This window comes from Rhodococcus sp. NPDC058532, from assembly GCF_042719255.1.
Classification (GTDB): Bacteria; Actinomycetota; Actinomycetes; order Mycobacteriales; family Mycobacteriaceae; genus Rhodococcus_G.
In genome coordinates, this window is record NZ_JBHXNU010000001.1 from 273,432 (window position 1) to 299,608 (window position 26,177).

Consider the following 26,177-nt stretch of genomic DNA (forward strand, 5'->3'; position numbering starts at 1 on the left):
CGTGCCCGGCGCGGCGGAGATGGTGGAGAGAAATACAGTGCAGTCGGCGTTTCCGGTGACCGCGGCCCAGCGCAGCATCTACTTCGGCCACCAGCTGGACCCCGTCGGGCACCTCTACAACACCGGCATCTACACCGAGACGCTCGGCGACGTCGACATCGACCGGGTGGTCGCCGCGTGCCGGTCCGTCCTCGACCAGGCCGAGACGCTGCACGTGAACTTCGACGTGGACGCCGACGGCGCGCTGGTGCAGATCCCCCGCCCCGGCCGGGACTGGGATCTTCCGGTGCTCGACTTCCGCGGCGAGGACGACCCCGAGGCCGCGTCGCTGGAGTGGATGCGCGAGGCGATGCGGACCCGCGTCGACCTGGCGACTGACCTGCTGTTCACCTTCGCCGTGCACCTGGTCGGCGACGAGACGATGCGGCTGTACCAGCAGTACCATCACATCGTCAACGACGGATACGGTATCTCGCTGGCGCTCAGCAGAATTCAACGCGCCTACGTGGAGGGCTCCGCGCCGGACCTGGCCGCCGAATGGTCCCTCGCCCGGTTCGTCGAGACCGACCTCGCGTACACCTCCGGCGCCCAGATCGGGGCCGACCGCGACCACTGGCTCACCGAACTCGCGGACCTGCCCGCCGTGCCCCGGCTGATCGACGCCGACCACCCGCCCGCGCCGGGTGTCACCCACACCACCGTCACCCTCGACGTCGATCGACGCCGCAGGCTGGAGTCGCACGCCAGGGCACACGGGCTGCGGCTGCCGGTGCTGATGATCGGACTGCTCGGCGGCTACGTCGCCCGTGCCACCGACACCACCGACGTCGTCCTCTCGCTGCCCACCACCGCCCGCGGCACCAGGGAACTGCGCGCCGTGCCCGGCATGGTCGCCAGCGTCCTGCCGATGCGGTTTGAGGTGCCCGCCGCCGCCCGCATCGCGGACGTCGCCGCCACCGTGGACCGGAAGATGTGGTCGCTGCTCAAGCACGGCCGATTCCGAGGCGAGGCGATCGGTCAGGCCCTCGCCGCCCGCAACCCGGACTGGCGCCCGCCGAGCATCGGCATCAACATCATGCCCGCGTCCACCTCCCGATTCCTGATCGGCCGCGAATCGCAGGCGCACATGCTCGCGTCCGGCCCGGTCGGGGAACTTGAGTTCATCGTGCTGCTGCACAAGGCGGGCGATCCGATCGAGATCGGCCTGCGCAGCCACCCGGACAACGCCGACCGCTGCGCCGAGATCGCCGACGACCTCACCGATTTCGTCGACGCGTTCCTCGACGGCGTCGACGAACCGGTGGGTGTGCTGCCCGCGGGCGGACCGGTCTCGACCGCGCCGCACGACGAGGACGGCGCCGGGCCGCTCGCGCTGCCCGCCGCGCTTGCCCGGCGCCGCGACGCGCAGCTCCCCGTCGACGCGACCCTGCGCAGCAGGCGCATCCCGCTCACCGAGTCACTCACCCGAGCGGAGCTGGTCGCCGCGGCCGGGGCCGTCCTCACCCGGCACCCCGCGCTCCGGGCGACGCTCACCGCGCCCGCCCCGATCCTCTGGCTGCTCGCGGTTCCCGACACGGTGGACGCCGAATCCCATGTGCATGACTGCGATCGGAACCCCGGCGTCCCGGTCGCGGACCTCGCGGCGCTCCCCGGGGTCGCCCCGGACCCGGCGACCGGTCACGTGCTGAGCATCGTCCGGGTGACCGGGGGCAGCGGCGAAGTGGTGCTGCTCGCGCCCGCCGGGCTGGTCGACGAGCGGTCCTGGGGCATCGTCACCGAGGACATCCGGACCGCACTGCGCTGCCTGCGCCGCGGTCGCGCCGTGACGCTGCCCGCCGTCCCGGTGTCCCTGAAGACCCACGTCCACCGGTTCACCGCGGAGGCGGCGCAACCGGCCCGGCTCGCCGAACTGGTGACCTGGATGTCGGTGCTCGGTCCGGGCGGCGAACTGGTGCCGCCAGGGACGGCGGGCGAGCAGGCGTCCGCCGCGGTGACGATCGGGGCCGACGCGTTCGCCGCGGCAACGACCGCGGTGCCCGCCCTGGTGAAGGGGGACCCCGTCGACGCCTGGGCGGCGGCGACCGCGCTTGCCGTCGCCCGCTGGGGCGAACGACCCACGGACGCAGGCGAACTGGTGGTCGACCTGTGGCGGGACGGGCGTGATCTTCCCGACACCGGCCGCACCGTCGGACCGCTGGACTGGACCGCGCCCGCGCGGCTGGTGCTTGCCGCCGACCCGCTCGACGCGCTGCGCTCCGCGAAGGAACGGATCCGCGCCGCTGGCTCCGCCGGGTGGCCGATGCTGCGGTACGCGAACGTGCAGGCGGGCCCCGCGCTCGCCGCCCTCCCCGCACCTCAGGTGTCGATCCGCACCGGAGGCGACCGGATCGGGACCCACGTCCTCGACGTGTGCATCCGACCCGACGCGGCGGGCGGCGCGCAGGTGCACTTCGCATCCGATCATGGGCTCGGCGGCGACGCCCTCGATCGGATCGCGTTGCTGTGGCGGGAGGCGGTGACCGACCTCGTCGCGCTCACCGGCACCGCGGCGCGCGGACTGACCCCGTCCGACCTGGCCCACATCGACCTCGGACAGCACGACATCGACCGCATCGTGGCGGTCGCCCCCGTTGTCGTCGAGGACATCTGGCCGCTGTCCCCGCTCCAGCGTGGCCTGTTCTTCCAGTCCGTGTTCGATTCGGGCCGGGACATCTACACCGCGCAGTTCTCCCTCGACTTCGGGCACCGGATCGACATCGCGCGGCTGCGGGCCGCGGCCGCCGCACTGCTGGAGCAGAATCCCACCCTGCGGGCCGGTTTCACCAACGACGGCCTCGCCGACCCGGTCCAGTTCATCGGCACCGGTCTCGAGGTGCCGTTCACCGAGGTCGACCTGTCCGAGCTGCCGCAGCAGGTGCAGGCGGCGCGGGCCGCGGAGCTGATGGCCGCCGACCGGGCACGACCGTTCGACCTGACCGCCCCGCCGCTGTGGCGGATGCTGCTGATCCACCTCGCAGGCGGCGTCGACCGCCTCGTCGTGAACCGTGAGTTCATCCTGTGGGACGGCTGGTCCGGTGCCCTGTTCGTGGACCAGCTGCTTGCCCGGTACGCGGGGGAGGCGGTCGCCGCGCCGGAAGCCGGGTTCACCGACTACCTCGCCTGGCTGGCCGACCGGGACCCCGACGCCGCGGCGGCGGCCTGGCGGGACACGTTCGCCGGGTTCGACACCCCGACCCTCGTCGCCGGCTCCGTCGCGGGCCGCGCCCCGGTCCAGCCGACCCGGATCGAATCCTGGGTGGACGCCGAGCTCACCGCCGCCCTGCGGGAGCGCGCCCGCACGGCGGGGGTGACCCTGAACGCGCTGATGAACGCGGTGATGGGCCTGCTGCTCGCCGCCGAGTCCGGCAGCACCGACGTCGTGTTCGGGTCCACCGTTGCGGGCAGGCCCACCGAGATCGTCGGCCTGGACCGGGTTCTCGGCATGTTCCTCAATACCGTCCCGGTCCGGGTCACCCTCGACCCGACGGAACGGCTGGGCGGGCTGCTGCGCCGGATGCAGGACGAGTACGCAACGCGCATGGACCACGAGTACCTCGGGCTCGGCGAGATCCAGCGCGCCACCGGGCACGGCGAGCTGTTTGACACGCTGTTCGTGCTGCAGAATTTCAAGAACGCCGCCGAGATGGCCGCGCAGTCCGCCAAGCACGACATCATCGCCGAGGACAGCCTCGACCACACCCACTATCCGCTCGCCGTCGTCGTGTCCCCCGGGGAGCGGCTGCACGTCAAGATCGATTACCGGTCCGACGTGGTCGACGCGGCCCGCGCACACGGCCTGCACGACCGGTTCGTCGACCTGCTCGGCATCGTCGCCCGCGACGCGGACCGGGTCGTTGGGTCGATCCCGACACTCAACGTCGCCGAACTCGCCGCGGCGGATGCGCGGTGGCGCCAGCCCCTTCCCTCCGTCCCGGACACCACGATTGCCGAGATGCTGATCGCGACGGCAGCCCGGATGCCGGACGAGGTTGCGCTCGTGTTCGAGGAGCAGCGGGTCACCTACGGGCAGTTGGCCCGTCGCGTCGAGGGCCTGGCCCGACACCTGATCGGCCGCGGCGCCAGGCCGGAGACCGTGGTCGCGCTCGCGCTGCCGCGGACGGTGGAGATGGTGGTCGCGTTGTTCGCGGTGCTGCGCACCGGCGCCGCGTACCTCCCCCTCGAACTGGATCAGCCCGACGAGCGGCTCGCGGTGGTCCTCGGCGACGCCCGACCCGCACTCGCCGTCACCACCTCGACGGTCGCGGCCCGGCTGAAATTGGACGCGGACAGCGCAATCCGGCTCGACGAGAACCACGAGTGGGACGACCGCCCGCTCGGCGCCGCGGACCTCGGTGCGTTCGCGCCGGGCCGCCCGCACCGGCTCGACCATCCCGCGTACGTCATCTACACCTCCGGGTCGACCGGGAAGCCGAAGGGCGTCGTCACCCCGTACCGCGGCCTGACCAACATGCAGCGCAACCACCAGCAGGAGATCTTCGATCCGGTCGTCGCCGCGGCAGGGGGACGACGGATGCGGGTGGCGCACACCGTGTCCTTCGCGTTCGACATGTCCTGGGAGGAACTGCTCTGGCTGGTCGAGGGCCACGAGGTGCACATCTGCGACGAGGACCTGCGCCGCGACGCGCATGCCCTCGTCGGGTACTGCGACCGGGAGCGGATCGACGTCGTGAACGTGACGCCGACCTACGCCGCCGCGCTGTTCGCGGATGGGCTCCTCGACGAGGGCGTCCGGGCCGACGGGGCCGCCGCGCACCGGCCGCCGCTGGTGCTGCTCGGCGGTGAGGCGGTGCCCGACTCGGTGTGGAACCGGTTGCGCGACACCGACGGAACCCTCGGCTACAACCTGTACGGACCGACCGAATACACGATCAACACCCTCGGAGCGGGCACCGCGGACAGCGACACCCCCACGGTCGGGGTGCCGATCCGCGCCACCCGCGGACACATCCTCGACCGGTGGCTGCGTCCCGTCGTGGACGGGGTCGCCGGTGAGCTGTACATCTCCGGCGCGGGCCTGGCCCGCGGCTACCTCGGCCGCGTCGACATCACCGCAGACCGGTTCGTCGCGAACCCGTTCGAGCCGGGCGCCCGCATGTACCGCACCGGCGACATCGTGCGGCGCCGCGTGCACGGCATGATCGACTACCTCGGCCGCATCGACGACCAGGTCAAGATCCGCGGCTACCGCGTCGAACTCGGCGAGGTCGAGTCCGCCCTCGCCGGCGTCGACGGGGTTGCCCAGTGTGCGGTCCTCGCGCTGCCCGGTCCCGGCGGGCTCGCCCGCCTCGTCGCCTACGTGGTGCCCTCCGGGCCCGTGAGTACTTCTGGTCCCCAGGAGGGCCGAAAGTACTCACAGGCGCTGCGGGCCCTGCTGCCGGACTTCATGGTGCCCAGCGTGTTCGTGGAGATCGACGCGATCCCGATGACCGTCAACGGCAAGCTGGACGCGAAGGCGCTCCCCGTTCCGGAGGTGCGGGCCACCGCGGACGGCCGGGCGCCGGAGACCGAGGCCGAGCGGGTGCTGTGCGCCCTGTTCGCCGAACTGCTCGACCTGGAGACGGTCGGCGCCGACGACGACTTCTTCGACCTCGGCGGACACTCGATGATCGCGATGCGGGTGGTCAGCCGGGTCCGCGCCGCGTTCGACGTGCAGCTGACGATCCGGGACCTGTTCGACGCCCGCACCCCGGCGCAGATCGCGCGGCTGCTGCCGACCGCGGCAACCGCGCTGCCCGCGATCACGGCAGGCAACCGGCCCGACCGGATCCCGCTGTCCGCGGCCCAGGAACGGCTGTGGCTGCTCGCCGAACTGTCGGGCGGCGCGACGGGGCCCGTCCCGGAGAGCCTCGGCTACCACTACGCGCACGTCGCCCGGCTCGACGGACCCGTCGACGCCGACGCACTCGCCGCGGCGGTGCGGGACCTGACCGCGCGGCACGAGACCCTGCGCACCGTCATCGAGGTCACCGACGGCGAACCGCACCAGGTGATCCTGCCCGCGGGAGGGGAGCTCGAGGTCGTCGACGCCGCGTCCGACACCGTCGACGCGCTCGCCTTCGCCCGGCTGACCGCGAACTTCGACCTGCGCACCGATGTACCCCTCCGGGTCACCCTGCTGCGGGAGGGACCGGAGCGCGCCGTGCTCGTCGTGGTGCTGCACCACATCGCCACCGACGAGTGGTCCGACGCCCCGCTGCTCGGCGACCTCACCCGCGGCTACCTGGCCCGCGCCGCAGGCGAGGCACCGGACTGGTCACCGCTGCCGGTGCAGTACGCCGACTACGCGCTGTGGCAGCGGGACGTCCTTGGCGAGAAGGGGATCGAGGGCCAGCTCGACTTCTGGCGGCAGACCCTCGCCAGCCTGCCCGAGGAGATCACGCTGCCCACCAGCCGCCCACGGCCCGCGCAGCCGACCGGGCGGGCGGGCAACGCCAGCACCGTCCTCGCGCCGGAGGTGACGCGCCGGCTGCGGGAGGTCGCCGAATCCCGCGGCGGCACCATGTTCATGGCGCTGCACGCCTTGACCGCCGCGGTGCTGTCCCGGCTCGGCGCGGGCGACGACGTCGTGGTCGGCAGCCCGGTGTCGGGGCGGGCCGACACCGCACTCGACGACCTCGTCGGCTTCTTCGTCGGCACCGTCGTGCTGCGCACCGACCTGTCCGGTGACCCGAGCTTCGACGCCCTGCTCGACCGGGTGCGGGAGGCCGACCTGGCGGCGATGTCGCACCAGGACGTGCCGTTCCAGCGGCTCGTCGAGGAGTTCGCGCCGGCCCGCGTTGAGGGCCGCAACCCGCTGTTCCAGGTGATGGTCGGCTACCTGCAGCGCCCCGCGGTGCTGCCGGACCTGCTCGGCGTGCCGACGACCTGGCAGCCGCTGACGAACGTCCGGGCGAAGTTCGACCTGAACGTCACCTTCGTCGAGGCGCCCGACACCGGCGAGATCACCGTCTCCGCCGAGTACGCAGCGGACCTGTTCGACCCCGCCGCCGCGCAGACCATCCTGGCCGCGCTGGTCGCGGCCGCCGCCGACGTGGCCGCAGACCCGGCGGTCCGCCTCGCGGACCTGACGCTGCACGACCCGGACGCCCGTCGGCGGCAACGGGCGATCGGTGTCGGCGCGACCGCGGTGTACCCCGACCTGACCGTCGCCGACCTGCTCGCCGGGCAGGCCGCGCGCACCCCCGACGCGCTCGCGCTGACCTCCCGCGCCGATACCCTCACCTACGCGGACCTCGAGCTGCGCTCGAACCGGCTGGCGCGCCTGCTGATCGCCGACGGCGCCCGGCCCGGCGACCTGGTCGCCGTCGCGGTGCCCCGATCGGTCGACCAGGTCGTCGCGATCCACGCGGTCGTGAAGTCCGGTGCCGCCTACCTGCCGATCGACACCGGGCTGCCCGCCGCCCGCATCGAGTACCTGCTCGACGACGCGGCACCGGTCCGGGTGCTGACCACCGCGGCGACGGTGCTGCCCGATGCCGCGGCCCGCACCGACCTCGACGATCCCGCGGTGCTGGGACGGCTCGCCGACCTGTCGGACGCCCCGGTCACCGACCGCGACCGGCGCGGACGCCTGACCCCCGGCCATCCGGTCTACGTCATCCATACCTCCGGCTCGACCGGCAACCCGAAGGGCGTCGTCGTCGCGCACCGCGCGGTGGTGAACCGGCTGCACTGGGTGCAGGACCGGCTTCCGCTCACCGCCGCCGACCGGGTGGTGCTCAAGACGCCCGCGACGTTCGACGTGTCGGTGTGGGAACTGTTCTGGCCCAGCGTGAACGGTGCCGTGACCGTCGTCGCCGGTCCGGACGACCACCGCGACCCGGCCGCGCTGGTGCGGCTGCTGCGCGAGCAGGCGGTCACCGTCGCGCACTTCGTCCCGTCGATGCTCGATGAGGCGCTGACGCTGCCGGTGTTGGATGAGGCGCTGACGCTGCCGGTGTTGGACCTGCCCGCGCTCCGGCGCGTCGTGTGTTCCGGTGAGGCCCTGCAGTACCGCACCGTGCAACGGTTCGCTGCGGCGCTGCCCGGCGCGGGGATCGACAACCTGTACGGCCCGACCGAGGCGGCGGTCGAGGTCACCCTCGCCGCGGATCTGTCCGCGCGGACCGGCGCCGACGGCGCCTGCGAGATCGGCGGGCCCGGCGCGAACGTGTCCCTGTACGTACTGGATTCGCGGCTGCGGCCGGTTCCGTCGGGGGTGGTGGGGGAGCTGTACCTCGGCGGCGTCCAGGTGGCCCTCGGCTACCTCGGCCGCCCCGCGCTGACCGCGGAACGCTTCGTCGCGGACCCGTACGGGGAGCCGGGCGCCCGCCTGTACCGCACCGGTGACCTGGTGCGCTGGACCGCGTCCGGTGAGCTCGGCTACCTGGGCCGGATCGATGACCAGGTCAAGATCCGCGGCATGCGGATCGAACTCGGCGAGGTGGAGGCCGCGCTCGAGTCGCTGCCCGCGGTGCTCCGCGCGGTGGCGGCCGTCGTCCCCAACGCGAGTGGCGACCCGGTCCTCGTCGGGTACGTGCTTCCCGCTGCGGGAACGGCCGTCGACCCGGCCGCGGTGCGCGGCGACCTCGTCGGGACCGTCCCCGATCACCTGATCCCCGCGCTGATCACGGTCATCGACACCGTCCCCGTCGGCTTCACCGGCAAGCTGGACCGGAAGGCGTTGCCCCGGCCGGTCTTCGACACCGCCGCCGCGTCGCGGGCACCGCGCACCGAGTTCGAGGGACGGGTGTGCGGGGTCTTCGCCGCCGCCCTCGGAGTGGACACGGTCGGCATCGACGACGACTTCTTCGCGCTCGGCGGCCACTCACTGACCGCGATCCGCCTCGTCAACGCGCTGCGCAGCGAGCTGGGGGTGGAGCTGCCGGTGCGGGCCGTGTTCGAGGCGCCGACCGCCGCCCGGCTCGCGCCGCTCGCGCAGCGGTCCGGCCGCGGGGCACGTCCGGCGCTGGCGTCGGGGGAGCGGCCCGACCCGCTGCCGCTGTCGTTCGCGCAGCAGCGGATGTGGATCCTGGACCGGCTCGGTGCGGGTGGCGCTGCCGGCGCATACAACGTGCCGATCTCGTGGCGGGTGGCAGGCGCGGTGGACGTCGTCGCGCTCGCGGAGGCGGTGCGGGACCTGATGATCCGGCACGAACCGCTGCGCACCGTGTTCGCCGAGGCGGACGGGCGGCCGCGCCAGGTGATCCTGCCCGCGGAGGACATCGAGGTGGACCTCGAGCGGTGCACTGTGCGCGCCGAGGACGTCGCGGCCGCCGCGGCTGCTGCCGCGGCGCACCGGTTCGACCTGGAACATCGGGCGCCGCTGCGCGTCACCGTGATCGAGACCGGCGACGACACCGTCGTGGTGCTGGTGATCCACCACATCGCGACCGACGAGTGGTCCACCAGGGCACTGCTCACCGACCTGATGACCGCATACGCCCAGCGGCAGCAGGGCCGGGCCCCGCAGTGGTCGCCGTTGCCGGTGCAGTACGCCGACTACACGCTGTGGCAGCGCGAGATGCTCGGCGACGGCGCCGAACCGGGGAGCGTCGCGGCGCGGCAGGCCGCCTACTGGCGGGCCGCGCTCGCCGGCCTGCCCGAGGAGTTGCCGCTGCCCACTGACCGCGTCCGGCCCGCCCGCGTCAGCCATCGCGGTGGCGCGGTGTACCTCGCGCTCGACGCGGACGTCGTCGCCGGGCTGCGGGAGGTCGCCCGCGCGCACGGGGTGAGCATGTTCATGCTCGTCCAGGCCGCCGTCGCGGTGCTGTTGCACAAATCGGGTGCCGGCGTGGACATTCCGCTGGGCACGCCGGTGTCGGGGCGCACCGACAGCGGGCTCGAGGACCTGGTCGGGTTCTTCCTCAACACGATGGTGCTGCGCGCCGACCTGTCCGGTGACCCGACCGTCGCCGAACTGCTCGGCCGGATCCGGGACACCGACCTGGCGGCGTTCGAGAACCAGGACCTGCCGTTCGAACAGGTCGTCGACGCGGTTCTCGGTGCCGGCGCCCGCTCCCGGTCGGTGCACCCGCTGTTCCAGACGATGATCGTGTACCTCACCGAGCCGCGGCCGGGCGAGGGATTCGGCGGCCTCGTCCCCGAACCGATCGAGGTCACCACCGCGAAGTTCGACCTGTCCTTCGACTTCGTCGAGTACGCGGGCACCGACACCGTCGTCGGGATGGTCGAGTACAGCTCGGATCTGTTCGATCGCCGCACCGCCGAGCGTCTCGCCGCCGGACTCGAACAGGTGCTTCGGGAGTTCGCCCACCGCCCCGGCGAGTATCGGCTGGCGCAGATCGACGCGATCCCTGCCGCGGATCGGGTGGCGATGACCCGGCAGTGGAACACGAACCCGATCGACGCGCTCGCCACGACGGTGCCCGCGCTGTTCGGGGACGCCGCGCAGCGCTACCGAGCCGAACCTGCGCTGCTCGCCGGCGACGAGGAATGGACCTTCGGGGACCTCGCGGATCGCGTCAACCGGCTCGCCCGGCTGCTGATCGCGGGCGGTGTCGGTCCGGAAGTGCCGGTGGCGCTGATGCTTCCGCGCACCGCGGACGCGGTGACGGCGATGCTGGCCGTGCTCACGGCGGGCGGCGCCTACCTGGCGTGCGATCCGCAGGCCCCGGCGGCGCGGACCGCGGCGATCCTCGCCACCACCGCACCGGCGATGGTGCTGACCACCGCGGCGCTGGCCGAGCGGTTGCCGGACACCACCGCGACGGTGCTCGCCCTCGACGATCCCGGCGTCGCCGCCCGGATCGCCGACCGGGATCCGGCGCCGGTCAGCGACCGGGACCGGATCGCGTCGCTGCGCCCCGAGCATCCCGCGTACATCGTCCACACCTCCGGATCGACCGGGACACCGAAGGCCGTCGTCGCGGTGCACCGCGGGCTGGTCACCCTGTTCCACAGTCACCGCACCGACCTGTACCGGCCGACGCAGCGCCGGTCCCGGCGGCAACGCCTCAGGGTCGGCCACGCCTGGTCGTTCGCGTTCGACGCGTCGTGGCAGCCGCAGCTGTGGCTGCTCGACGGGCACGCGCTGTGCCTGGTCGACGAGCAGACGCAGCGCGACCCGCGGAAGATGGTGGCGCAGGCCGCTGCCCAGGGTTGGGACTTCGTCGAGGTGACCCCGTCGCACCTGGCGCAACTGCTCGACGCGGGCCTGCTCGACGGCGACCGGGCTCCGTCGTCCCTCGGCTTCGGCGGGGAGGCGGTGTCCCAGCAGCTGTGGGAGCGGCTCCGCGCGGTCGACGGAACGGAGTCGTACAACCTGTACGGCCCCAGCGAGAGCACCGTCGACGCGCTGGTGGCGCGGGCGTCGGACGCCGGTGTTCCGGTCGCGGGCAGGCCCGTCGGCAACACCCGCGCCCACATCCTGGATGCGACGCTGCGGCCCGTCCCGGTCGGCGTTGACGGGGAGCTGTACCTCGCCGGAGACGGCCTCGCCCGCGGCTACGGCGGCGAATCCGGCCGTACCGCTGAACGTTTCGTCGCCGACCCGTTCGGGGCCCGCGGAGCCAGGATGTACCGGACCGGCGACCGGGCCCGGTGGACCGCCGACGGCCACATCCAGTACCGGGGACGCGGCGACGACCAGGTCAAGATTCGTGGGCATCGCATCGAGCCCGCCGAGGTGGAGGCCGCGCTGCTCGCCGACCCCGCGGTCGCCGAGGCCGTGGTGCAGGCGCGGACCGACACCGGATCCGCGGTGCTCGTCGGCTATGTGGTCGCCGCCGAAGGCGGGGACATCGAGGCGGCCGCGGTGCGGCGCAGGCTGGCCGCGATCCTCCCGGACTACCTGGTGCCGACCTCGATCGTCGTGCTGCCCGCGTTGCCCACCCTGCCGAACGGCAAACTCGACCGGTCCGCGTTGCCGCGTCCGGAGCTCCGGGCGGCCGGTGCTCAGCGCGCGCCGCGCACCGCGACCGAGCGGGTGCTCTGCACCGTCGTTGCCGCGCAGCTCGGTGCCGACCGGGTCGGCATCGACGACGACCTGTTCGCGCTCGGCGTCGACAGCATCGGGGTGATGGAGTTGCTGAGCAGGCTGCGGGCCGCCGGAATCGAGGCCGACGCCGCCCAGGTCTTCGCGGCCCCCTCGATCGAGGATCTCGCTGCCGACCTGGACCGGACCGGAATTCACCGATGAACCACCGCACCACCACACGTCAGGATGAAGGGACTCAGATGAACGCTCGATGGACCAGACGGATCGGGGCCGCGCTCGCGGCGGCGACCGTGATGCTCGGGGTCGCCGCGTGCGGCTCGGATTCCGGCTCCGCCGACACCCCGACCGGTGCGGACACGGCGTCGGCGCAGTTCCCGGTGACGGTGTCCGGCAAGTTCGGCGAGTCGACCATCGAGGCGCAGCCGGTGCGCGCGGTGCCGCTGTCCCCGCAGGACGCGGACATCCTGCTCTCGCTCGGCGTCACCCCCGTCGCGTTCCCCGTCGACGCCCAGAACCGGGCCGCCACCGGCGGATCCGGCATCTGGCCGTGGCAGCGCGAGGCGCTCGGCGGGGCGCAGCCGGAGACCCTCGACATGGACACCGGGGCCGACTCGATCGCCGAGAAGCTGGCCGTCCTGCAGCCGGACATCATTGTCTCCACCGGCTTCTGGGGCCTCGACCAGTCCATCTTCGACCAGCTCAGCACCCAGTTCCCGGTCGTGCACTTCGACACCAAGGCCAACGGGGAGCCGTGGCAGGACTCGACCCGCAAGGTCGCGACCGCGCTCGGCATCCCGGCGAAGGCGGATCAGGTGATCGCGGACGCCGAGGCGCGACTGGACGCGGCGAAGGCCGCCAACCCGGCGATCGCGGGCAAGACCTACAACGCGGTGATCGGCGACACCGGCGGCCAGCTGTCCGTGCTGGCCTCCGACGAGCGCGGCATCGGCCAGTTCCTCACCTCGCTCGGGCTGGTGCTGAGCCCGTACGCGACGACGCTGCCGGTCGACGCCGACGGCCGGGGGGTGCTGTCCTACGAAAACATCAGCGAGATGAACGCCGACGTGGAGGTCGTCGTGTCGCCGACCGGTGACCTCGGCTACCTGACGAAGTTCGCGGCCTGGAACGCGCTGCCCGCCGTCCAGGAGGGCGCCGTCGTGTCCCTGGCCCGCACCACCGGTCTCCCGAACGCGGTCGGGTTCCCGTCGGCGCTCTCGCTCGGCTGGGCCACCGACCAGGTGATGCCGATGATCTCGGACGCCGTCGCCAAGAGCAACGCGGGCTGACGATGAGTGAACGCGGCGTCCTCCTCGACCTGCGGCCGCTGCGCGAGAGCGCACCGTTCCGGCGGGTGTTCATCGCCCGCACCATCTCGATCTTCGGGATCGGGATGCTGATGGTCGGGGTGCCCCTGCAGATGTACGACCTGACCGGATCGACATTCCTGGTCGGGCTCGTCGCCGCGGTCGAGGGCGCCGCGTCCATGGGCGGCATGATGATCGGCGGCACCCTCGCCGACCGATACGACCGCAAAAGGCTGATCCTGTTCGCCCGCACCGTGTCCGGGCTGACGTTCGTCGGGCTCGCCGTCAACGCGATGCTCGCGGACCCGTCGTGGCAGGCGATCATCGTGCTGTCGGTGATCAACGGGCTGATCGGATCGATCAGCATCGCCGCGCTGTTCGCGGTGGTGCCCACCCTGGTCCCGCGGGACCAGCTGGTCGGGGTCGGCGCACTGAACGTGCTCGGCGCCCGCGTCGGTGCGGTCGTCTCGCCCGCGCTCGGCGGCCTGGTCATCGCGGCGTTCTCGGTGTCCTGGAACTACTGGGTAGCCGCGATCGGCACCGCGATCACGATCGCGCTGCTCGCCGGGCTGCCGCCGCTGCCAGCACCGACGGCCACCGAACCGGATCGGCGCGGCGACGCGCCGCAGCCGGTGTCGATGACGCGGTTCATCCTCGAACACAGGGTGATCGGTGGGGTGATGGTGGCGGGCGTGATCGCCATGCTCGGCAGCGGAGTGCTGGTGCTGGTGCCCGGCCTGGTGGACGAACAGTGGGCAGGAGACTCCAGGGCCGCCGGTCTGCTCTACGCGGCCAGCGCGGTCGGAGCGGTGATCGCGACGGTGACCAGCGGATGGCTGAACCGCCTCACCCGGCCGGGGACGGTGCTGCTGGTCGCCCTCGCGGCCGGCTTCGCGGCGCAGGCCCTGGTCGGGTTCACCGGGGCCCTCGTCGTCGCGGTGCTGGTGCTCGTCGCGGTCGGCGCGATCGCCTCCGTCCAGGAAGTGTTGCGGTACGCCCTCATCCAGACCCACACACCCGAACATCTGCTGGGGCGGGTGAACGGTCTCTGGTCGGCGCAGGAGGTCGCCGGTGTCTCGGTCGGCGCGTTGATCGCCGGGACGTTCGGCGGGGTCGTCGCCCCGTCGTCGGCGGTGGTCACCTACAGCCTCACGATGTGCGCCGTCGCGGTGGTCTTCCTCGTCGTACTCGGGTCCCTGCGTCGCACCGTCGCCGACCCGGCCGACGCGGCGACCGCGGTGCCCGCCTGACCCACCCGACCCCCGCCCGACCCCCGCCCACACTGCGAAAGACCCCACCACATGAGCACTGCACTGACCAGGGACCGCGTGATCGCGGACCTCGCCGCCCTGCTGGACCTGCCCGCCGACGAATTCACCGACGAGGCCGATCTCCTCGATCTCGGCCTCGACTCGGTCCGGCTGATGTCGCTGGTCGAGCGGTGGCGCTCCGAGGGCGCCGTCGTCGACTTCGTCGACCTCGCCTCCGATCCGCACCTCGGCGCCTGGGTCGAGGTCCTCGGTGCGAGCTGAGTGTCACCCGTGACACCGCGAGAGGCGGTGCGCCGCATCTGCTTCGGCGGTGGCGTCGGGGCGGTCGCGGTCGCCGCGCTCGGCGTCCTGGTGCACTACATCGGGCCGGAGAGCAACACGCTGATCATCGCGTCGTCGTTCGTGCCGGTGCTGCTCGCGGTCGGCGTGGCCGGGGTGGTGGCGCTGGCAGCGGTGCGAGCCAGGCGGACCCTGCTCGCCGGGCTGCTGGTGCTCCTCGCGGGCATCGTCACCCAGGCACCGCTGTTCGTCCGGAACGCTCCAGCCGCGGCCGCGGCGGACGGGCAGATCCGGGTGCTGCAGGCGAACATTCGGCTCGGTGAGGCGGACCCCGACGCCCTCGTCGACCTGGTGCGGTCGCGCCGGGCCGATCTGCTGACGGTCGAGGAACTCACCGACGCGGCGGTCACCCGGCTGCGGGCGGCGGGACTCGAGGATCTGCTGCCCGTCACGTTCCTGAAACCGAAGGAGTCGGGCGGCGGCGGCACCGGCATCTACAGCCGGTTCCCGATGCACGATCCGCGGATGCTGGGACGCTTCTCGATGGCGAACCTGGTCGCCGGAATCGACGTCGGGGAGGGGCGCCGCGTGACGGTGGTTGCGGTGCACCCGATGCCGCCGTACCCGTCGCCGTCCTGGATGTGGGCGGCGGAGATGTCGAAGCTCACCGGACTGCTGCACCGGATCGGCGGGGAGGGCGACCCGGTCATCGTCAGCGGCGACTTCAACTCGACGTACTCGCACAGCCGGTACCGCAGCATCCTCACCGGCGGCTTCGTCGACGCGGGTGAGCAGGCGGGCGCCGGGCTGGTGCCGACCTACCCGGCGGACCGGTGGTATCCGGCGATGCTCGCGATCGACCGGATCGTGCTGAGGGACGCGGTGGTGGGGGAGTACGAGCGGGTGGACCTGCCCGGCTCCGATCACCACGGCATCTTCGCCACCGTGACACCGCAATTCGACGGGACGGGGTTCGACGGGACGGGGTTCGACGGGACGGGGGCGAAGCGGTGACCCGGGTGAGTGTGGTGGTTCCGGTGTACCGCTGTCTGCCGTACGTCGAGGGCTGCCTGCGGTCGGTGCTCGCGCAGACCCGGCCGGTGGACGAGATCGTCCTCGTCGACGACCGCGGCGGTGACACGTCGATGGCGGTCGCCGAGCGGTACCTGACCGAACGGGGCGCACCGCTGCGCACCGTCGTGCACGACCGCAACCGCGGCCTTGGTCGGGCTCGCAACTCCGGCCTCGCCGCCGCAACCGGGGACCTGATCTGGTTCCTCGACAGCGACGACCAGGCCGACCCCCGGTTCGTCGAACTCCTCGCCGCGGCACTGGAGGACGGGTCCGCGGACTTCGCCTGCACCCGCACCCTGCGGGTCGACGAGGACGGTCGGGTGCTGCAGGTCGACGAGGAGCCGTACGGCGCGATGGTGGTGTCCGGCACCGACTTTGCGCACCGACTGGTCACCGGTCGGGCGAAGGCGTACGCATGCACCAAGCTGTTCCGGCGCGCGGTGCTCGGGGACCGGCCCTGGGACGAGGACCAGGGCTACGAGGACATGGCACCGCTGATGCGTATGTCGTTGGCGGCCGCGCGGGTCGCGCTCGTCGACGAACCGCTGTACCGGTACCTGTACCGGGAGGGATCGATCAGCACCTCGCTGAGCACCCGGACCCTCGACCTGTTCACGGTCGACCGGGACGTGCGGGCCGCGGTCGCCGCCGCCGGGCTGAGCGGGCGCTGGGCTCAGGAGCTGCTCGGGTTCCGGTACCGCGAGGTGCTGCGGTCCGTTGCGCATGTCGCGATGCGCGCCGACCACGTCGCCGCGTCGCGGCCGGAGCTCTACGACACGGCTCTCGGCAGGGTGCGCGGCGTTGTCTCGGTGCGCGACATTGTCCCGTTGGCGCGGACCGGGCACCGCAGGGAGGCGGTGTTCGCCGCGCTGCTCGCGGTGGCGCCCCGGCTGTACTCGACGATCCTGAGGTATCGATGAATGTGCCAACGGTGACCGTCCTCGTCCCCGCCTACAACGCGGGTCGCTACCTGCGTCCGATGCTGGATTCGGTGCTGTCCCAGGACTTCCGGGACTTTGAGCTGCTGGTGATCGACGACGGTTCCACCGACGACACCGCCGCGGTCCTCGCTGCGGTGCGCGACCCTCGGCTGCGGGTGGTGCGGCAGACCAACACCGGCCTGGTCGGCGCGCTCAACCGGGGGCTCGACGAGGCCCGCGGCGAGTTCCTGGCCCGGATGGACGCCGACGACCTGATGCCTGCGGGCAGGCTGTCCGCGCAACTGCGGGCGATGCACGACGACCCGGCGCTGGTCGTGTGCGGCACCGACTACGAACTGTTCGGTGCGCTCACCGGCCGGGTCCGGATGCCGCGGACCGACGCCGCGTGCAGGCAGCGTCTGCTGCTGTCGAGCTGCCACTGTGGTGCGTCGGTGATGATCCGCCGGTCCGTGCTGGACCGCAGCGGCGTCCGGTTCCGACCCGAGTTTGCGCACGCGGAGGACTACCGGATGTGGGCGGAGTTGTCCGAGCACGGCACGCTCGGCAACCTGCCGATGCTCGGGTACCGGTACCGGATCTACCCCGAGCAGGTCAGCGCCGTCCACGCCGAGGAGCAGCGGCGCGCGCACCTGCGGATCGCGCGCGAGCACGCGCTCGCCGCCGGGGTGCGCCCGCTGCCCGACCGGACGCTCGGCACGCTGCTGTGGCCGCGGCCCCCTGCCGGGGTTGCGGTGATCCCGGCGGCGGCAAGGACGGTCGCCGCGCTGGCCGGGCCGTCCGCCGCCGCGCTCGTCCGGCGCCCCGGAGTCGAGACGGCCAGGTTCACCGGGCGCAAGGTGGTGGAGGCGCTGGCGGCGGTCAGGAGGGGCCGGTAGCCGCGGCGACGGTCAGGGTGTCACCGGCGACCTCGACGGTGCGCCGCGGCAGCGGCTGCTGAGCGGGGTTGCGCACCACCGAACCGTCGGTGACCGAGAAGGAACTGCCGTGGCAGCCGCAGACGATCCGCCCGTTCCGGATCGACGAGACCAGGCAGCCGTCGTGCGTGCACACCGCGGAGAACGCAAGGAAGACCCCGGGTTCCGGTTGGGTCACCACCACCTGGTCGGCGGCGAGAATGACGCCCCCGCCGACCGGGACGTCGCCCACCGGGATCCGGACCGGGCCGGAGCGGGCTTGCGTTGGCTCGGTGCCGCCGCTCGCGCAGCCGGCGACGGCGAAGCAGCCCGCCGCGCACGCTCCGGTGACGAACGCGCGGCGGGTCAGGGGCCGGCCCGGTGCAGTCATGGTCCACCACTCTAGTGGCGCCGGGAGGACTCCCCGGCCGCGCCCTCAACCACGGAACTGTGCGTGAGTTTTCCCCCGATCGGGGTAAAACTCACGCACGGGCGCGGAGCGCACGAGATCGGTGATCGCCCGCCGGAGCGGGACCGCCAGCACCGCCACCGCGACGAGTTGGGCGGTCAACGACCCCCACCCGACACCGATCAGGCCCAGCCTCGGCACCAGGGCCAGCGTGACCGCGAGCGTGGTCGCCACGATCAGGATCTGGATGACGAGCATCAGCCGCAGCCTCCGCAGGATCTGGGCGAGCAGGAAATACAGCAGCACCACGGTGCCGACCAGGGAATCCGCCGCCATCACCAGCACCAGCCCGGTGGCCGCGTGGAAGTATGCCGGGCTCACCAGGTACAGCACCAGCGGCCCGCCGACCGCGAGGCCAGCGGCGGACACCACCGCGACCGCCCCCAGCATCCGGAGCAGCCTGCGCAGCAGCGCTGCCCGGTCCGCATCCGGCGCGGACGCCTCCACCACGAACGACGATCCCACCGCGCTGCGCAGCAGGCCCACCGCCGAGCACATCGTCCACGCCAGGTTGAAGTAGGCGTTCTGCTCGGTTCCCAGCTGCGACACCACGATCAGCGGCAGCATCAGCGGCGTCACCGTCAGCACCAGGGTCATCGTGAAGTAGACGCCCTGGAACGCGATCAGTTCCCGCCCCGGCGGCAGCTGCGGCGCGATCTCCCCGCGACCGCGGGCAACGCGGAGCAGGTGAAACACCGCGACCGCCGTCACCCCGAACGCCAGCACCGCCCACGATCCGCTGAGCGCCATCGCCGATCCGGCCCCCGCCAGCGCGACGACCGGAACGATCTTCAGCACCGACAGGGCGATGTTCTTGACCGCAACCGCCTTCGCGAGCCGGAGCCCGGTGAGGATCGGATCGGTCAGCGCGTACACGGCGAACGCGACGACGAGGAACGGGAACGCCACGTACTCGGCGGTGGCGGCGAACAGTCGGGTATTGGACGGATTCAGCAGCAGGAACAGCACGCCGAGCAGGGCAGCCACGGTGGCGGTCACGGCGAGCCCGCCGACGATCAGCCGAGCCGACGCGCGGCCGGCGACCGGAAGGAACCGCTGATAGGCGCCGCCGAGGGACAGGCAGGACACCGAGGCCAGCATCGTCGCGGTGCTGATCACCGCCGACGCCCGCCCCACCTCCGCGGTCGCGAAGAACCGTTCCGCGACGGCCCAGTACACCAGGCCGAGCGCCCCGGTCACCACCGACGACAGCATCAGCGCCGCGGCATTCGACTCCAACGCGGTGAGCCGCGTCGCCCGCGGGCTCACCGCGGCCCCGCCGGGTTCGCGGCGAACGCGTCAATCAGCGCCAGCGAGGAGTCGTCGACCTTGCGGGCGAACAGTGCCGGTGAGGCCCGCAGCGATGCCTCGTCGGGGGCGCCGAGCACGCGGGGGCTGATCGCGGCGGGGTCGGACCAGTCGATGTGGTGCAGGCCGTGCACCGGGTCGCTGCCGTCGGTGGCGCCCGGCCTGCCCAGCGGCTGGGCGATCCGATGCGCCACCGGGGACGCCGCGACGATCGAGTGGAAGACCACCTCGTCCGGGCACCGGGTGTGCCGGTGGAACCGCAGCCATGCCGGGTTGGCGGCGAGGAATCCGTGGACGTGCTCGACCGCCGCGTCGGTCAGCGACCACCACTGCGAACCCTGGAGCAGGTCAACGGTGTCGTCGACGCGGCGCGGGATCCGGCCGTCGAGGAGCTGGCGCCACCGGACCCGGTCATCGGGGAAGTGGCGGCGCGCGATCTGCCTGGCGCGCACGGTCCCCGGCTCGCGGACCCGGCGGTCGATGCGCAGGTATTCGGTGCGCCCGGACCACACCCGCAGCACCGTGTCGAGCGGGGCGATCAGCAGATCTTGCCCCGACAGCAGTGTGAACCTCCGGTAATGCGATTTCGAATCGGCTGCTGCGGCAAGCAGATCCAGCGTGGCTAGGACGACGCTCCTGCCGCCCCAGCGGACCGGCCGCCTGCCCCGCAGGTACGTCAGCCCCGCCCGCTGCGGTGCGGCAGCGAGGAACGGGTCGAGGTCGGAGTCGGCATCGACGTGCACGTACACGTCGATCGCCGGGTGCCGCAGCGACGCGAGGAGCGCGGCGAGCACCCGCGGCTGGTGGTGCGCGAGGACCAGCACCGCGAACCGGTCCGTCATCGGGTCGGCTCCAGGGCGGTGCGGACCAGCGCCGCCGTGCGGGCCACGTGCGGGGCGCGCAGCATTCCGACGTGATCGCCGGGAACCCGGTCCACCGCAACCACGTTCGGCGCGACGATCGGCCACCAGGCCGGATCGTCCGGGTTGTCCTCGGCCATCACCACCGCGACCCGGCCGTGCCACGGGCGGAGTCGGTGCAGCAGCGCCACCCGCCGACCCACCTCGTGGAACAGGTCCCACTGCTGCTGGGCGGGCCGGGGCACGAGGCCCGCGGTGACCAGTCGGAGCCGGGTGCGCCACAGGTCATGGCGGGACGGCGGCGCCGCCGCCACCGCGGGCGGAGTGTCCGCGGTCCGGGGCAGATTCGGCCCGCCGACCGAGAGCGGTCCGCCGAGCAGGGTGTCCAGGCACACCACCGCGTGCACGGTGTCCTCGGCCGCCTCCAGTCGCCGGGCCACCTCCATCGCGATCACACCGCCGAGGGAGTGCCCGACGAGGGTGTACGGGCCGCGCGGCTGCACCCTGCGGATCTCGCGCAGGTAGCGGCGGGCGGCGGCGGCCACCGTCCAGTCCGGCAGCCCGCGGCCCTCGAGGCCGTGCGCCTGCAACCCGTACACGGGGCGGTCGAGTTCGCGCGCGAGGGGCAGCAGCGCCAGTGCGGTGGAGCCCGCCCCGGCGACGGCGAACACCGGGGTGCCGGTCCCGGTCGGGGACAGCGGGACCAGCACCGAGCCACCCGCGCCCCCGGCGTGCGCGTCGAGGTGCCCGGCGAACCGGTGCAGGGTGGGATGGTTCGCCAGCGTCGCGGACGTGAGCGCCACCCCGAACCGTTCACCTGCCCGGGTCAGCATCTGCTGGGTTTGCAGCGAGTCCCCGCCCAGGGCGGTGAAGTCGTCGTCGCGGCCGACCCGCTCGACGCCGAGGATCTCCGCCCACAGGGCGGCGAGGTCGGTCTCGGTGCCTGCGGCGGGCGGGACCACCGGCGGCCGCGGCGCGGGCCCGGGCAGCGCGGACCGATCCACCTTGCCCCGCTCGTTGCGCGGCAGCGCGGGAAGCAGGACCAGGTGCGCCGGGATCATCCAGTCCGGCAATGCGGCCCGCAGGTCCCGTCGCAGATCGGCCGCAGATGGCGCCCGGCCGTCCGGCCGGACCGCGGCATAGCCGACCAGCGCGGGCCCGGCATCGGTGCTGCGCGCGAGCACCACCGCCTCGTTCACCGCGGGCAGCCTGCGCAGCGCCGACTCCACCTCCGCTGGCTCGACGAGATAGCCGCGGACCTTGACGGCGTCGTCGCCGCGCCCGACCAGATGCAGGTCCCCGTTCCCGTCGAACCGGCCAAGGTCGCCCATCCGGAAGTACCTGGCGCCTGCGGCGGTCACACCGAACCGGTCGACGTCGGCGCCGGCCCCGCCGTCGCGGTCCACGTGATAGCCCTCGGCGAGGTAGTCGGAGTCGACGACGATCTCCCCGACCTCCCCCGGCCGGACCGGCGTGTCGTCGGGGCCGAGCAGGCGAACCGTCTTGTTTGCGGCAACCACCCCGACCGGGAGGACCCGGTCCGGGATCGGCCGCTCCGGCGGAAACACATTGAACGCCAGGTTCCCGGTCTCCGACGAGCCGGACAGGTTGCAGTAGACACTGTGCGGCCCCAGCTGTGTGCGCAGCGCGGTCACATCGTCGCCGTGCACCGCCTCGCCGCAGGTGGTGACCAGTCGGAGCCTGCCGAGCGCGGGTCCGCCCGCGCACACCGTCAGCACCGCGCGCAGCAGCGACGGGGTGGCGTGCAGGGTGGTCAGCGCTTCGCCGGGGATCCACTGCGGCAGTGCGTCGCTGCCGATCTCGCGCGGGTCGAGGTAGTGCAGCGTCGCGCCGTTGAGCAGCGCGCTGACCACCACGTCCATGCCGCCGCCGAAGCTGATCGGCAGGGCCATCCCGACCCGGTCGCCCGCACCGATCCCGAGGGTGGTGTGAAAGTCCGCCGCCTGGTTCAGCCACTGCCGCTGCCCCTGCCGCACCGCCTTCGGCCTGCCGGTCGACCCGGACGTGAACAGCAGCACCGCGGTATCGGTGCGGGCGACGGCGGGCAGCGGCGCGCCCGCATCGGCCGGTTCGAGGTCGGCGGCCCGGTAGCGGAGGGCGCCGCTGCGGGCGAGGATGTCGGTGCGGCGCTCGTCAGGAAGTCGGGAGTCCAGCAGCACCAACGGATTCCCCGACAGCAGGATGGTCACGATCGTGACGACGCAGTCGAGGCTGCAGTCGGTGTCGATCGCGACGGGTCGGCGCACCCCGCCCAGCCGGGACACCAGGGCGCGGGCCCCGGCCGCCGCCCGCGCGTGCAGCGCCGCGTAGGTGATCGACTCGCCGCGGCAGACCACCGCCAACTCGTCGGGCAGGGCCGCCGCCACCACCGCGAACCGCTCCCGGATCGACGTCCACGGCACCGCGAACGGCGCGTAGCCGCGCTGCGGCGTCGCCAGGTCCGGCGCCCCCCGGTGAAGGGCACCTGTGACCGGTTGGACGGGGTGAACGGCACCGTCACCGGGGAGCTCAGACACCGGTGCGGATCCCGAGTCGGGGAAAGAGCAGTTCCGCAACGGCCCGGGCCTCGTCGATCAGCGGCCACCCGGACAGGATCCAGATGTCGATGCCCAGCTGCTCGGACAGCTCCCGGATCCGGGCGGCCACGTTGTCGGCGCTGCCGACCAGGTAGTTGCCGGTGCCCTTGCCCGCCACGTCGAACGGCGGCTCGGCCCCGGTCCAGGTGGTCAGTCCGGCGGCCTGGTTCGGCGCGTACTCCAGCTCGGCCCGGGTCGGCAACCGCCCCGCGCGCAGCGCCGCGATCCGCGCCCGGACCTGCGGGTCGTCGGAGGTCAGCTCCGCCAGCGGGGGGAACCCGAAGCTGGTGAGGTTGCGGTCCGCGGTGGCGAGCACCGACGCCGGATCGGTCTGCGCGAGTTGCCATTCGAAGCGTTCCCAGGCCGCCTCCTCGGTCTCCCGGACCAGCACGCTCGCCAGCACCCCGAACCGCAGTTCCCGACCCGTGTCGGCGGCGGCCGCGCGGACCCTGCTGAACACCGTGTCCATCGCCTGCGCCGGGCTCATGAACATGAGGTACGCGTCGAGCACCTGCGCGGCGTGCGCGATGCCCTCCGGCGACGCGCCGGTGCCCCACAGCGGGACACCGCCGGGCTGCCGGGGCCCGGCGATCGCGGGCTTGTACCGCGGGCCGTACTCGAAGTGCGTTCCGGCGTGGGCGTCGGTGTCGTCGAGGTAGAGCCGCCTGACCAGCGACCAGTACTCCGCCGACATCGCGTAGCGCTCGGACTTCGAGTGGAAGCGGCCGTACCGGGACAGCACCGGGTCGGCACCGTTCACCTGGTTGTAGATCAATCGTCCGCCGGAGTACTGGTCGAAGACCTGCGCCTCCTCGGCGAGCAGTGCGGGCGGCTTGACGCCCGGGTACTCGGGGACCAGGAACCGCAGCCGCTCGGTGTCGGCGACCAGGGAGATCGCCTCCCGCGCGGTGGTCAGGGCGCCGAAGTACCCGAGCCGGTCGAGAGTGTGGGCCTGCTCACGCAGCGCGGCGAAGGACGGCGGGAAGCGATGCCGCGGATCCCACGGCGCCGCACCGTCGTTCGCCCCGATGTACCAGAGAACCTCGGGCGTCGTCGTGCTCACGGTCCTAACGCTCGTCGCAGAACTCGGTGATCGGCAGTCCCACATGCCTGGCCTCGGTCGGGACGTAGCCGAGCAGGGTGTCGCCGGGGGCCAGTTCGGTGACGTTGTTGACGCTGCCACCGGGGCCGAGCAGCCGCACGTGCCAGTCGTCCTGCGCGATCACGTTGACGTTCTTTCCGTTCGGCGCGACCGCGGTGATCGAGATCAGCGGGCGCTTCTCGATCTTGACCCGGCCGATCCGCACCTCGCGGACGCTGCCGTCGGTGCGAACGGCGAGGATCGGGAAGCCCGCCTGCAGTTCGCTGACGTAGCGGGTGCGGTTGTCCGGCCCGAGCACGTACGAGTGCACCGCGCCCGCGTTCCACCGGAACGGTCGGGTGGGCATGTACGGCAGGGGGTGGGTCTCACTGCAGGACAGGAACATGCCGGTGGAGAAGGACCCGATCAGGCAGCCCTCGTCGAGCTCGAGGAGCGAGCAGGTGTCGATGCAGGCGCGGTCGCCCATGCCGATGTGCTCGACCTTGGTGACGACCAGTTCGGAGAGCTCCATGCCCTCGAGCCGGTGGTCGACGATGCGCGCCAGCTTCACCACGTCGTCGGCGGTGCGGGGCGCAAGCAGCAGTCCGTCGGACCCGTGCTCGAGGACGAGCTTGACGATCTCGGCGTCCTCGATGTCGGTGACCGTGGTGATCGTCCGGCCGCCGGAGTTCTCGGCGGCGGCGATGACAATCTCGAGCGGGATCTTGGTCGGGTCGGTGAAGGTGAGCAGCGTCCACGGAACCTCGCGGACCACCTCGCACGCCACCTGCAACGTCGGGGCGTCCGAGACGATAACGTGCACACCGCGGTCGGGGGTGTGCCCGATGTGCGGGGAGTGCACGTCGGCGCGGTCGGCGACGACCACCAGATCCACCGCGTCGTACGGGAAGTCCGCGGCGACGGGGGCGGCGACGGCGAGGATGCGGCGCACCGTCGGCGGCAGTCCCTCGAACGTCGCGACCGAGTCGGACAGGATGCCGTCGATCCGGTGGTGCAGTGCCGCCTGAACGATCGCGGGTAGCAGGTCCCGGTCCACCGCGCGCACGTCGAGCCACGCGAAGTGGCCCTCCCGGCTGATCGGAGTGCGGCGGGTGTCCGAGCCTGCGCCCGCTGCGGGGACGATCTGGTCGGTGACGATGGTGCTGTCCATGTGCGGACGGGTTCCCTTCGGGTCGTGGAGCGGTGGGTCGGCTGCCGTCAGGCGCTTTCGAGTTCGACGGCGACGGGGGAGTGGACGAGCCGGGCGAGCGCGGCGGTGACGCCGTAGGGGTCCCGTGCCTCGAACACGGTGCGGCCGAAGCTCAACCCGGCGACGCCGGACGAGAGCACCTCCGCGCCGAGCGCGATGGTCTGCTCATCGCCGCCGGATCCGGGACCACCCGCGACGCAGATCGGGATGGGGCAGGACTCGACAACCCCGCGCATCGCGTCCGGGTCACCGCAGTAGTCGAGCTTGACCAGGTCGGCGCCGAGATCGGTTGCGATCGCGGCCAGGTGGGCCAGTTCGTCGGTGTCCGGGGGGAGATCCGCGCGCAGCGGTCCGCGGGCGTACATCATCGCAAGCAGGGGGACGCCGAGCAGGTCGCACTCCCTCGACACGGCGCCGAGGTCGGTGAGCTGCTCGCGTTCGGTGGGCGACCCGATGTTCACGTGCACGCTGACGGCGTCGGCTCCCGACCGCACGGCGTCCTCGACGCCGGCGACGAGCACCTTGGCGTGCAGGTCGATGCTGCGGGTGGTCCCGGCGGACAGGTGCACGATCAGCCCCATCCGGGAGAACGACGACGGGTCGACCAGCTTGGCCCGGCCGCGGTGCAGCACGACGGCGTTGGCCCCGGCATTGGCGAGGGTGCGGACGAGGCTGTCGGTGTGGTCGGCGCTGCCGAGCGGTCCGACGGTGACCGAGTGGTCCATCGGCACGATCATCGTCCGCCCGTGGTCGGTGATCCGGGACATGCGAATGCCCTTGCCGCTCAGGGGCTGAGTGCGGTGGGGCGTGGGGAAGCTGAGCATCGACCGGACTCCAATTCGGACAGCACGCATGCGTGGGAACGGCCCGGGGGCCTCGCGTAATTAGGGTA

The 26,177-nt window shown here is 72.6% G+C and carries 14 protein-coding genes; 7 read left to right on the forward strand and 7 right to left on the reverse strand.

The features are described from left to right. The first annotated feature begins 19 nt into the window (after nt 1-19). Genes ACFWQG_RS01215 through ACFWQG_RS01245 form a run of 7 tightly spaced genes read left to right on the forward strand, consistent with a single transcriptional unit; the run spans nt 20 to nt 17,742 of the window. Complete coding sequence (locus tag ACFWQG_RS01215; RefSeq protein ID WP_378506036.1) at nt 20-12,199, forward strand: amino acid adenylation domain-containing protein; 12,180 nt, start codon at nt 20-22, stop codon at nt 12,197-12,199. 38 nt (nt 12,200-12,237) lie between these two features. Further along, entirely contained in the window at nt 12,238-13,284 is a 1,047-nt protein-coding gene (locus ACFWQG_RS01220) for an ABC transporter substrate-binding protein (RefSeq protein WP_378505742.1), read from the forward strand. Nucleotides 13,285-13,286: 2 nt separating this feature from the next. Continuing rightward, nucleotides 13,287-14,552, forward strand: a complete 1,266-nt coding sequence (gene entS / locus ACFWQG_RS01225) for an enterobactin transporter EntS (protein WP_378505743.1) — start codon at nt 13,287-13,289, stop codon at nt 14,550-14,552. Between the two features lie 51 nt (nt 14,553-14,603). Further along, nucleotides 14,604-14,834: a phosphopantetheine-binding protein gene (locus tag ACFWQG_RS01230; RefSeq protein ID WP_378505744.1), complete on the forward strand. Its 231-nt coding sequence runs from the start codon at nt 14,604-14,606 to the stop codon at nt 14,832-14,834. A 9-nt stretch (nt 14,835-14,843) separates the two neighbouring features. Next, entirely contained in the window at nt 14,844-15,866 is a 1,023-nt protein-coding gene (locus ACFWQG_RS01235; protein ID WP_378505745.1) for an endonuclease/exonuclease/phosphatase family protein, read from the forward strand. Nucleotides 15,867-15,871: 5 nt separating this feature from the next. After that, complete coding sequence (locus ACFWQG_RS01240; protein ID WP_378505746.1) at nt 15,872-16,846, forward strand: glycosyltransferase family 2 protein; 975 nt, start codon at nt 15,872-15,874, stop codon at nt 16,844-16,846. An 11-nt stretch (nt 16,847-16,857) separates the two neighbouring features. Next, nucleotides 16,858-17,742, forward strand: a complete 885-nt coding sequence (locus ACFWQG_RS01245; RefSeq protein WP_378505747.1) for a glycosyltransferase family 2 protein — start codon at nt 16,858-16,860, stop codon at nt 17,740-17,742. On the opposite strand, the gene ACFWQG_RS01250 is transcribed toward ACFWQG_RS01245, so the two are convergent. Genes ACFWQG_RS01250 through ACFWQG_RS01280 form a run of 7 tightly spaced genes read right to left on the reverse strand, consistent with a single transcriptional unit; the run spans nt 17,726 to nt 26,109 of the window. Further along, nucleotides 17,726-18,151 (reverse strand): Rieske (2Fe-2S) protein, encoded by a 426-nt coding sequence (locus tag ACFWQG_RS01250; protein ID WP_378505748.1) that lies wholly within the window; start codon nt 18,149-18,151, stop codon nt 17,726-17,728. The two genes, ACFWQG_RS01245 and ACFWQG_RS01250, sit on opposite strands and share 17 nt — an antisense overlap. Before the next feature lie 45 nt (nt 18,152-18,196). Continuing rightward, the gene (locus ACFWQG_RS01255) at nt 18,197-19,498 is read right to left on the reverse strand and encodes a lipopolysaccharide biosynthesis protein (protein WP_378505749.1); all 1,302 of its coding nucleotides are present in this window, start codon (nt 19,496-19,498) and stop codon (nt 18,197-18,199) included. Beyond that, entirely contained in the window at nt 19,495-20,379 is an 885-nt protein-coding gene (locus ACFWQG_RS01260) for a beta-1,6-N-acetylglucosaminyltransferase (protein WP_378505750.1), read from the reverse strand. The genes ACFWQG_RS01255 and ACFWQG_RS01260 overlap by 4 nt, the downstream gene beginning before the upstream one ends. Beyond that, the gene (locus tag ACFWQG_RS01265; RefSeq protein WP_378505751.1) at nt 20,376-22,934 is read right to left on the reverse strand and encodes an AMP-binding protein; all 2,559 of its coding nucleotides are present in this window, start codon (nt 22,932-22,934) and stop codon (nt 20,376-20,378) included. Before ACFWQG_RS01265 ends, ACFWQG_RS01260 begins: the two co-directional genes overlap by 4 nt. Next, nucleotides 22,927-24,057: an LLM class flavin-dependent oxidoreductase gene (locus ACFWQG_RS01270; RefSeq protein WP_378505752.1), complete on the reverse strand. Its 1,131-nt coding sequence runs from the start codon at nt 24,055-24,057 to the stop codon at nt 22,927-22,929. Before ACFWQG_RS01270 ends, ACFWQG_RS01265 begins: the two co-directional genes overlap by 8 nt. Nucleotides 24,058-24,061: 4 nt before the next feature. Next, entirely contained in the window at nt 24,062-25,246 is a 1,185-nt protein-coding gene (locus ACFWQG_RS01275) for a 3-dehydroquinate synthase II family protein (protein ID WP_378505753.1), read from the reverse strand. A 47-nt stretch (nt 25,247-25,293) separates the two neighbouring features. Beyond that, nucleotides 25,294-26,109, reverse strand: a complete 816-nt coding sequence (locus ACFWQG_RS01280; RefSeq protein ID WP_378505754.1) for a 2-amino-3,7-dideoxy-D-threo-hept-6-ulosonate synthase — start codon at nt 26,107-26,109, stop codon at nt 25,294-25,296. Between the last annotated feature and the right edge of the window lie 68 nt (nt 26,110-26,177).

Excerpts from the sequence above, each read along its gene's own strand:
- ACFWQG_RS01215 (WP_378506036.1), top strand. The coding sequence starts at position 20 with ATGGTGGAGAGAAATACAGTGCAGTCGGCGTTTCCGGTGACCGCGGCC.
- ACFWQG_RS01220 (WP_378505742.1), top strand. The coding sequence starts at position 12,238 with ATGAACGCTCGATGGACCAGACGGATCGGGGCCGCGCTCGCGGCGGCG.
- entS (WP_378505743.1), top strand. The coding sequence starts at position 13,287 with ATGAGTGAACGCGGCGTCCTCCTCGACCTGCGGCCGCTGCGCGAGAGC.
- ACFWQG_RS01230 (WP_378505744.1), top strand. The coding sequence starts at position 14,604 with ATGAGCACTGCACTGACCAGGGACCGCGTGATCGCGGACCTCGCCGCC.
- ACFWQG_RS01250 (WP_378505748.1), bottom strand. The coding sequence starts at position 18,151 with ATGACTGCACCGGGCCGGCCCCTGACCCGCCGCGCGTTCGTCACCGGA.
- ACFWQG_RS01260 (WP_378505750.1), bottom strand. The coding sequence starts at position 20,379 with ATGACGGACCGGTTCGCGGTGCTGGTCCTCGCGCACCACCAGCCGCGG.
- ACFWQG_RS01275 (WP_378505753.1), bottom strand. The coding sequence starts at position 25,246 with ATGGACAGCACCATCGTCACCGACCAGATCGTCCCCGCAGCGGGCGCA.
- ACFWQG_RS01280 (WP_378505754.1), bottom strand. The coding sequence starts at position 26,109 with ATGCTCAGCTTCCCCACGCCCCACCGCACTCAGCCCCTGAGCGGCAAG.